The sequence below is a fragment of the Streptomyces purpurogeneiscleroticus genome, assembly GCF_020024005.1.
Taxonomy (GTDB): domain Bacteria; phylum Actinomycetota; class Actinomycetes; order Streptomycetales; family Streptomycetaceae; genus Streptomyces; species Streptomyces purpurogeneiscleroticus.
In genome coordinates, this window is sequence record NZ_NHSG01000213.1 from 1 (window position 1) to 8,163 (window position 8,163).

Annotated in this window: 10 protein-coding genes; 9 read left to right on the top strand and 1 reads right to left on the bottom strand. The window is 73.3% G+C overall.

All coding sequences use genetic code 11. The features are described 5' to 3' along the window. The 9 genes from CCS38_RS13840 to lgt form a co-directional block, all read left to right on the top strand. Positions 1 to 587, top strand: a 587-nt coding sequence (locus CCS38_RS13840; protein ID WP_223733552.1) for a TIGR02234 family membrane protein, incomplete at its 5' end; no start/stop codon positions are given. A gap of 130 nt (positions 588 to 717) precedes the next feature. Continuing rightward, positions 718 to 954, top strand: coding sequence for an HGxxPAAW family protein (locus CCS38_RS13845; RefSeq protein ID WP_030256377.1), 237 nt, complete (start codon positions 718 to 720; stop codon positions 952 to 954). A 140-nt stretch (positions 955 to 1,094) separates the two neighbouring features. Beyond that, the gene (locus CCS38_RS13850; protein WP_372457068.1) at positions 1,095 to 1,553 is read left to right on the top strand and encodes a DUF2752 domain-containing protein; all 459 of its coding nucleotides are present in this window, start codon (positions 1,095 to 1,097) and stop codon (positions 1,551 to 1,553) included. 187 nt (positions 1,554 to 1,740) lie between these two features. Continuing rightward, positions 1,741 to 2,550 (top strand): indole-3-glycerol phosphate synthase TrpC, encoded by an 810-nt coding sequence (gene trpC / locus CCS38_RS13855; RefSeq protein ID WP_223733553.1) that lies wholly within the window; start codon positions 1,741 to 1,743, stop codon positions 2,548 to 2,550. An 8-nt stretch (positions 2,551 to 2,558) separates the two neighbouring features. After that, positions 2,559 to 2,792 (top strand): tryptophan biosynthesis modulator TrpM, encoded by a 234-nt coding sequence (trpM, locus tag CCS38_RS13860; protein WP_223733554.1) that lies wholly within the window; start codon positions 2,559 to 2,561, stop codon positions 2,790 to 2,792. Between the two features lie 136 nt (positions 2,793 to 2,928). Next, entirely contained in the window at positions 2,929 to 4,233 is a 1,305-nt protein-coding gene (gene trpB, locus CCS38_RS13865; RefSeq protein WP_223733555.1) for a tryptophan synthase subunit beta, read from the top strand. Further along, positions 4,233 to 5,045, top strand: a complete 813-nt coding sequence (gene trpA / locus CCS38_RS13870) for a tryptophan synthase subunit alpha (protein WP_030256362.1) — start codon at positions 4,233 to 4,235, stop codon at positions 5,043 to 5,045. The genes trpB and trpA overlap by 1 nt, the downstream gene beginning before the upstream one ends. A gap of 107 nt (positions 5,046 to 5,152) precedes the next feature. Then, positions 5,153 to 5,923, top strand: coding sequence for a DsbA family protein (locus CCS38_RS13875; RefSeq protein ID WP_223733556.1), 771 nt, complete (start codon positions 5,153 to 5,155; stop codon positions 5,921 to 5,923). Between the two features lie 109 nt (positions 5,924 to 6,032). Continuing rightward, the gene (gene lgt, locus CCS38_RS13880) at positions 6,033 to 7,001 is read left to right on the top strand and encodes a prolipoprotein diacylglyceryl transferase (RefSeq protein ID WP_223733557.1); all 969 of its coding nucleotides are present in this window, start codon (positions 6,033 to 6,035) and stop codon (positions 6,999 to 7,001) included. Here the strand turns inward: lgt and CCS38_RS13885 are convergent. Next, positions 6,998 to 8,163 (bottom strand): ADP-ribosylglycohydrolase family protein (locus CCS38_RS13885; RefSeq protein WP_223733558.1); only part of this gene is annotated, 1,166 nt, incomplete at its 5' end. The genes lgt and CCS38_RS13885 overlap by 4 nt on opposite strands.

An 8,163-nucleotide genomic window follows, 5' to 3' on the forward strand; every position in this document is an offset into this window, starting at 1 on the left:
CCGCGCGCCGCGCACTGGCCTTCGCGCTCCTTCTGGGAGCGCTCGGCGCCGCCCTCGCCCTGCTCTCCTCCGGCCGTACCTGGGCCACCGCCACCGCTGTGGTCGCCCAGGGCGAGCTGCCGCAGAAGGCGACGGGCCAGGACGTCACCGGCGTCCCCGGCGCGCTCGCCGTCGTCGGCCTCGCCGCGCTGGTCGCCGTCTTCGCCGTGCGCGGCGCGGGCCGCCTCGCCGTCTCCGCGCTGCTGGCGCTGAGCGGCGCCGGCACCGTCGTCGGCGCCGTCCTGGGCAACGCCGACACCTCCGCGCTGGAGGCCAAGGCCGCCACCGCCACCGGCATGAGCGGCGCCGGCGTGCAGCACGTCGCGCACACCGTCTGGCCGTGGGTGGCCGCGGGCGGCGGCGCGCTGCTGCTGATCGCTGGGCTGCTGGCGCTCGCGTACGGGCGGCACTGGCCCGCGATGTCCGGGCGCTACGAGCGTGCGGGCAGCGGCCCCCGCGGCCCGCGCCGCGCGGCCAGGCAGCCGGACCTGGACCGTCCGGAGGAGATCTGGAAGTCGCTGGACCGGGGCGAGGACCCCACCGCGTAGGGACTCCCCGGGGACGGCCGTCACCGGTCCGCACCGACCCGATGGCGGGTCCTCCCCCCGCATCAGGGACAATGTTTCCGAGCGAACGCCGCGCCCCGACCCAGGCGCGAGAAAGCAACGAGGAGCACTCATGTCGAGCAATGGCCACGGCCACGGACACACCCCGGCTGCCTGGACCGGCGTCATCATTTCGTTCATCGGCTTCTGCGTCGCGGGCGTCTTCACGGTGCTCGCCAACGTGCCCGGCTTCTGGGCCGGCATCGTTCTCATCTTCGCCGGTGCGGTCGTCGGCGGCCTGATGCGCATGGCGGGCCTGGGCTCCGAGCCCAAGCGCACCAAGGGCAGCCCCGCGCCGCAGCAGAGCTGACCGCCCGTTCGGACGCCCGGCGCCCGACGACGAAGGCGCGGCTTCCCGGCCGCCCGCACGCCCCGCGCTCATGGCGCGGAACGGCCCGTGCGGCGGCGGGAAAGCTGCGCCTTCGCGCGTAGGGGGGAACAATCGGGACCGTGACGGAACCCGTGGCGCGCAGCCCGCAGCACCCGCCCCCGGCCCCTGCCGTACGCGTCGGCGCGGCGCGCCGCCTCGCGCCCCCGCTGGGCACCCTGGCGGCGGTCCTGGCGGGCTTCGCGTACGTCGGCGCCGTCGACCCCAACGAGGCGGGGCACTACCCCGTCTGCCCGCTGCTGCGGTTCACCGGCCTGTACTGCCCGGCGTGCGGCGGGCTCCGCAGTGCGTACGCGGTGGTCCACGGCGACCTGGGCGCGGCGCTGGGCGCCAACGCCCTGGCAGTGCTCGGCTACGCCGCGTTCGCGGTGTTCTGGGCGGTCTGGCTGGTGCGGGCGGGTCGCGGGCTGCCGGCCGCCGGACCGCGGCCGAGACCCGTCCACTGGTGGCTCGTCGGCGGATTGGTGCTGCTCTTCACGGTGGTGCGCAACCTGCCCGCCGGATCGGCCCTCGCCCCATGATCCGCGCCATTTCCGCGTCCCCGGAGGACCGCTCGCGCGGCCGGTACTTGTCCATGTTGTGGGACCGCCGACAGGCGGATGCGGGGCTACCGCCCCTGGCCGGATACCATCGGAGTGCCTGCTGGGAGCGCACCGCGTCCCTGAGGGTGACAGTTTTCCTCCACCGCTCAAGAAGGAGGCCGCTCGCGTGAGTGTGCTCGACGAGATCATCGACGGAGTCCGCGCCGACCTCGCCGAGCGACAGGCGCGCGTCAGCCTCGATGAGCTGAAGGAGCGGGCACAGAAGGCCGCCCCCGCCAAGGACGGCGTGGCCGCCCTCAAGGGCGACAGCGTGCGGGTGATCTGCGAGGTCAAGCGCTCCAGCCCGTCCAAGGGCGCGCTGGCCGCCATCGCGGACCCGGCCGGGCTCGCCGCCGACTACGAAGCGGGCGGCGCGGCCGTCATCTCCGTCCTCACCGAGCAGCGCCGCTTCGGCGGCTCGCTGGCCGACCTGGAAGCCGTACGGGCCAAGGTCGACATCCCGATCCTGCGCAAGGACTTCATCGTCAGCGCGTACCAGCTCTGGGAGGCCCGTGCGTACGGCGCCGACCTGGCCCTGCTGATCGTGGCCGCGCTGGAGCAGGAGGCGCTGGTCTCGCTCATCGAGCGGGCCGAGTCGATCGGGCTGACCCCGCTGGTCGAGGCGCACGACGAGGAAGAGGTCGAGCGCGCGGTGGCCGCCGGGGCGAAGATCATCGGCGTGAACACCCGCGACCTGAAGACCCTCAAGGTCGACCGCGGCAACTTCGGCCGGGTCGCGCCCGAGATCCCGGACCACATCGTCAAGGTCGCCGAGTCGGGCGTCCGCGGGCCGCACGACCTGATCGCGTACGCCAATGAGGGCGCGGACGCCGTCCTCGTCGGCGAGTCGCTGGTCACCGGCAAGGACCCGAAGGCCGCCGTCGCCGACCTCGTCGCGGCCGGCTCGCACCCCGCCATCCGGCACGGGCGGGACTGACCACCTCCATGACCGCCGCCCGCACCCAGTCGCCTTCCCCGGGCCTGCGCCCGGGGACGGTCGGCGCCGCGCGCCTGCCGCACGCGGCCCTGGGGCGCGGGTGCAGGCCGCGCGGCTGCCGGGCACCCGCGCGCCGCATCCACGGACGACGCGTCCGGTACCACATCGGCTCGGAGCCGGGGCAGATCAACGGGCGCCGATGGCGCCGTACGGCCGCGCCGCGCGCGGGCTCGCACGCCTGACCGGACACCCCTGCGGGTGCTCCGGCGGAGTGTGACACCCGGGCCCCTGACGCGCGGCACGTAGCTTGATGCCCGTATTTCGAGATATCGAGACTTCCGGGGCGTATGCGTGCGCCCCGAACGAGGAGTACGTCGGATGTCGTCTGACTTCTTCATTCCCGACCCCGAGGGCCGGATCCCCAGCGCCCAGGGGTACTTCGGTGCCTTCGGCGGCAAGTTCATCCCCGAGGCGCTGGTCGCCGCGGTCGACGAGGTCGCCGAGGAGTACGAGAAGGCCAAGGCGGACCCCGCCTTCGCGGCCGAGCTCAACGACCTGATGGTCAACTACACCGGCCGGCCGAGCGCCCTCACCGAGGTGCCGCGGTTCGCCGAGCACGCGGGCGGCGCGCGGATCTTCCTCAAGCGCGAGGACCTGAACCACACCGGCTCGCACAAGATCAACAACGTGCTGGGCCAGGCGCTGCTCACCAAGCGCATGGGCAAGACCCGCGTCATCGCCGAGACCGGCGCCGGCCAGCACGGCGTCGCCACCGCGACCGCCTGCGCGCTTTTCGGCCTCGAATGCACCATCTACATGGGTGAGATCGACACCGAGCGGCAGGCGCTCAACGTCGCCCGGATGCGGATGCTCGGCGCCGAGGTCATCGCCGTGAAGTCCGGCAGCCGCACGCTGAAGGACGCGATCAACGAGGCGTTCCGCGACTGGGTCGCCAACGTCGACCGGACCCACTACCTCTTCGGTACGGTCGCCGGGCCGCACCCCTTCCCCGCCCTCGTGCGCGACTTCCACCGCGTCATCGGCGTGGAGGCGCGCCGGCAGCTCCTGGAGCGCGCCGGGCGGCTGCCCGACGCGGCCGTGGCCTGCGTCGGCGGCGGCTCCAACGCCATCGGCCTCTTCCACGCCTTCCTGCCCGACGAGGACGTCCGCCTGATCGGCTGCGAGCCGGGCGGCCACGGCGTGGAGACCGGCGAGCACGCGGCCACCCTCACCGAGGGCACCCCGGGCATCCTGCACGGCTCCCGCTCCTACGTGCTCCAGGACGAGGACGGCCAGATCACCGAGCCGTACTCGATCTCCGCGGGCCTGGACTACCCGGGCATCGGCCCGGAGCACTCCTACCTCAAGGACGTGGGGCGCGCCGAGTACCGCGCCGTCACCGACGACGCCGCCATGCAGGCGCTGCGGCTGCTCTCCCAGACCGAGGGCATCATCCCCGCCATCGAGAGCGCCCACGCCCTCGCCGGCGCGCTGGAGGTGGGCCGCGAGCTGGGCAAGGACGGGCTGATCCTGGTCAACCTGTCCGGGCGCGGCGACAAGGACATGGACACGGCCGCGCGCTACTTCGGGCTGTACGACGCGCCCGCCGACGACGCGGTCGAGGCGGACGACACCGACGCCACGGACACCGCGCTCGGCGCGCACCACGAGGGGACCAAGTGATGGCGGGCAACGTCGAGCTGCTGAGCTCTGTACTGGCCGGCGCGAAGGCCGAGGGCCGCGCGGCCCTGGTCGGGTACCTCCCGGCCGGCTTCCCGACCGTGGACGGCGGGGTGCGCGCCGTCACCGCCATGATCGAGGGCGGCTGCGACGTCGTCGAGGTCGGCCTGCCGCACAGCGACCCGGTGCTGGACGGCCCGGTCATCCAGACCGCCGACGACATCGCGCTGCGCGGCGGCGTCAAGATCGTCGACGTGATCCGTACGGTCGGCGAGGCGCACGCCGCCACCGGCGCGCCGGTGCTGTGCATGACGTACTGGAACCCGGTCGACGCGTACGGCGTGGAGCGGTTCGCCGCCGACCTGGCCGCCGCGGGCGGCGCCGGCTGCATCCTGCCGGACCTGCCGGTCGAGGAGTCCGAGGTGTGGCGGAAGGCCGCCGAGGAGCACGGCCTGGCCACGGTCTTCGTGGTCGCGCCGAGCAGCCGGGACGAGCGGCTCGCGAAGATCACCGCGGCCGGTACGGGCTTCGTGTACGCGGCGTCGCTGATGGGCGTCACCGGCACCCGCGAGTCCGTCGGCCGGGAGGCCCAGGACCTGGTCGCGCGCACCCGCGCCACCACCGACCTGCCGGTCTGCGTGGGCCTCGGCGTCTCCAACGCCGAGCAGGCCGCGGAGGTCGCGCAGTTCGCGGACGGGGTCATCGTCGGCTCGGCGTTCGTGAAGCGGCTGCTGGCGCACGAGGGCGACCTGGAGGCCGGGCTCGCGGGCGTACGGGAGCTGGCCGGGGAGCTGGCCAAGGGCGTACGGGCGTAAGACCCGTAACCGGCGCGCGTAAAGCGCACGCCGGGCAGGTCCCTCGATAGGACGAAAACCGGGGCGGAGGGGCGCAGTCGCGTCCCTCCGCCTCGTTTTTCACGGGTGTGAGCCAGAAAACCCGAGCCGATGGCAGCGCCCGCGAGCGGCTGCAGGCACAGCGCGAGAAGGAAAAGGCCCGCGCCCGGCGCGGCCGGCAGGCGAAGGTCGCCGGGGCGGTGGTCGTCGTCCTGGCGGTGGCCGCCGGCATCGCCCTCTGGGCGTCGTCGACGGGCGAGGACAAGAGCGCGCCGGTCGCCGCGCCGAAGGGAGCGACGGGCGGGGACAAGCCGATGGTCACCGTCGGCAAGAAGAGCGCACCGTCCACGCTCCAGGTGTGGGAGGACTTCCGCTGTCCCGCTTGCAAGCAGTTCGAGACGGGCTTCCGCTCGACCCTGCATGAGCTCGAGGACAGCGGCCAGCTGCGGACCGACTACCACCTCGCCCTGCTCATCGACGGCAACATGGGCGGCAAGGGCTCGCTGAACGCCGCCAATGCGGCACTGTGCGCGCAGAACGGCGGCAAGTTCCGCGAGTACCACGACGTGCTGTTCAGCAGCCAGCCCCCCGAGCAGCAGGACCGGTATGCCAGCAAGAAGTATCTGATCCAGCTGGCGGGGAAGGTCCCGGGCCTGGTGACCCAGGACTTCCGCTCCTGCGTGCAGGACGGGAAGTACAACGGCTTCGCGCAGAAGTCGCAGGAGGCGTTCCAGAACGCCGGCCTGCAGGGCACCCCGAGCGTCATCCTCAACGGGAAGAACATCTTCGCGGACCCGAGCGCGCAGGTGACCCCGCAGAAGCTGAAGCAGATGGTGCTGGACGCGAACAAGAAGAAGTGAAGAAGCACGGAGAACCACGGCGGAGAAGTGCCGTCCGGGGGGTCGTTACTGAGCCGTTGCGGGGTGGGTTGCCGCCCGGCCCGCCCGGCGCGGTAGCGTCAGGGCTGCCATGGACCTCGCATTCATTCCCAGCCCGTCGACCGGAGTCGTGCATCTCGGCCCGATCCCGCTGCGCGGCTACGCATTCTGCATCATCATCGGCGTCTTCATCGCCGTCTGGCTCGGCAACAGGCGCTGGATCCAGCGCGGTGGCCGGAGCGGGACGGTCGCCGACATCGCCGTGTGGGCGGTGCCGTTCGGCCTGATCGGAGGGCGGCTCTACCACGTCATCACGACGTACGAGCCGTACTTCGGCGAGGGCGGCGACCCGGTCAAGGCGTTCTACGTCTGGGAGGGCGGCCTCGGTATCTGGGGCGCGATCGCGCTGGGCGCGGTCGGTGCCTGGATCGGCTGCCGCCGCCGGGGCATCCCGCTGCCCGCGTACGCGGACGCGGTCGCGCCGGGCATCGCGCTGGCACAGGCGATGGGCCGCTGGGGCAACTGGTTCAACCAGGAGCTGTACGGCAGGAAGACGGACGTGCCGTGGGCGCTGCAGATCACCTCGGACCCGACGATCGGGCGCGTGGGCGGCACGTACCACCCCACGTTCCTGTACGAGTCCCTGTGGTGCATCGGCGTCGCGATCCTGGTCATCTGGGCTGACCGGCGGTTCAGGCTGGGGCACGGCCGGGCGTTCGCGCTGTACGTCGCCTCGTACTGCGCGGGCCGAACATGGATCGAGTACATGCGGGTCGACGAGGCGCACCACATCCTGGGCCTGCGGCTGAACGTGTGGACGGCGCTGATCGTCCTGGTCCTGGCGCTGGTGTACATGGTGGTCTCGGCGAAGCGGTCGCCGGGCCGGGAAGCGGTCGTCGAGCCGGGAGCGGACGAGCCGGAGGACGGCGCGACGGACGGCGCGGGCGACGGGCCGGCCGAGGACGACGCGTCCGCCGAGGGCATGGAAGACGCCGACGGGGCGGAAGACGCCGACCGGGCGAAGGACGGCGCCGGGCGCACCGGCAACAAGAAGTCCTAGCGCGTCCTGTCCCGGCCGTTCGCCGGGCACAGCGGGTCGTGGTCCTCATCGGGGGCCGCGGCCCGCTGCTCGTTGGGTGGGTTCGTGTGGGCCAGGGCCGCCGTCTCGCGGGCCAGCGCGTCGAAGCCGATGCCGTCCAGGCCGCCGATGCCGGTGGCCAGGCGATTGGCCAGCGGGGCCGTCCAGCGGGCGGGCAGCGCTGCCGGGGAACCGGCCAGCAGGCCGGTCAGCGAGCCGGCCGTCGCGCCGTTGGAGTCCGTGTCCCAGCCGCCGGAGACGACCCGGCAGACCGATCCGGTGAAGTCCCCGTCGCCGTGCGTGAGGGCGGCGGCGAGCAGGGCGGCGTTGGGCAGGACGTGCACCCAGTGGTGCCGCCCGTACGCGGCGTGCAGCCGGTCCACCACGCCGTCGAATCCGGCCGGCGTACGGTCGGGCGCCTCACGGGCCACCGCGATGCCGAAACGCACGGCCCGGGCCAGGCGGGAGCGGGGCGGGACGACGGCGAGCCCGGCCGCCAGGCAGTGGTGCACATCGGCCGTGCCGCTCGCGGCCGTGGCCAGCGCAGCCGCGACGAACATCGCTCCGTACACGCCGTTGGCGGTGTGGCTCAGTACCGCATCGCGCCAGGCGGCAGCAGCGGCCCCGGCCGGGTCGCCCGGGTGTGTCCAGCCGTGGATGTCGGCCCTGATCAGGGCGCCGATCCACTCGCGGAAGGGGTTGCGGAAGCGGGCGGTGTCCGGCGGTTCGATGCCGTCGAGCAGGTTGCGGTACGCGATGCGCTCGGCGGTGAACGTCCGGCCGGCCGGCAGCTCCTCCAGCCACAGCCGGGCGAGGTCGGCGGTGGTGAAGGCGTGGCCGTGCCGCTGGAGGAGGAGCAGGCCGAGGACCGGGTGGTTCAGGTCGTCGTCCTCGGGCATGCCGTCGATGTTCTCGGCGAGCGAGGTGGCGCGGCTGCGGCGGTTCCACGGGTACCGGGCGGCGGTCGCGGGGTCCAGCCCGGCCTCGGTGAACCAGGTGTGCAGCGGCCAGTTCGCGGTCGACCGGGCGATCTCGCGAATGCCCGCCAGCGGCAGCTTCTCGACGGGCTTGCCGAGGAGGCAGCCGGCGGCACGGCCCAGCCAGGCGGCTTCGAGGCGGGGGAGGAGGCCTGGGACGGTGGGTA

What these genes read in the sequence shown, in the direction of transcription:
- trpM (WP_223733554.1), top strand. Translation starts at nt 2,559, where the DNA reads ATGACCGCCGCCCGCACCCAGTCGCCTTCCCCGGGCCTGCGCCCGGGG.
- CCS38_RS13845 (WP_030256377.1), top strand. Translation starts at nt 718, where the DNA reads ATGTCGAGCAATGGCCACGGCCACGGACACACCCCGGCTGCCTGGACC.
- lgt (WP_223733557.1), top strand. Translation starts at nt 6,033, where the DNA reads ATGGACCTCGCATTCATTCCCAGCCCGTCGACCGGAGTCGTGCATCTC.
- trpA (WP_030256362.1), top strand. Translation starts at nt 4,233, where the DNA reads ATGGCGGGCAACGTCGAGCTGCTGAGCTCTGTACTGGCCGGCGCGAAG.
- trpB (WP_223733555.1), top strand. Translation starts at nt 2,929, where the DNA reads ATGTCGTCTGACTTCTTCATTCCCGACCCCGAGGGCCGGATCCCCAGC.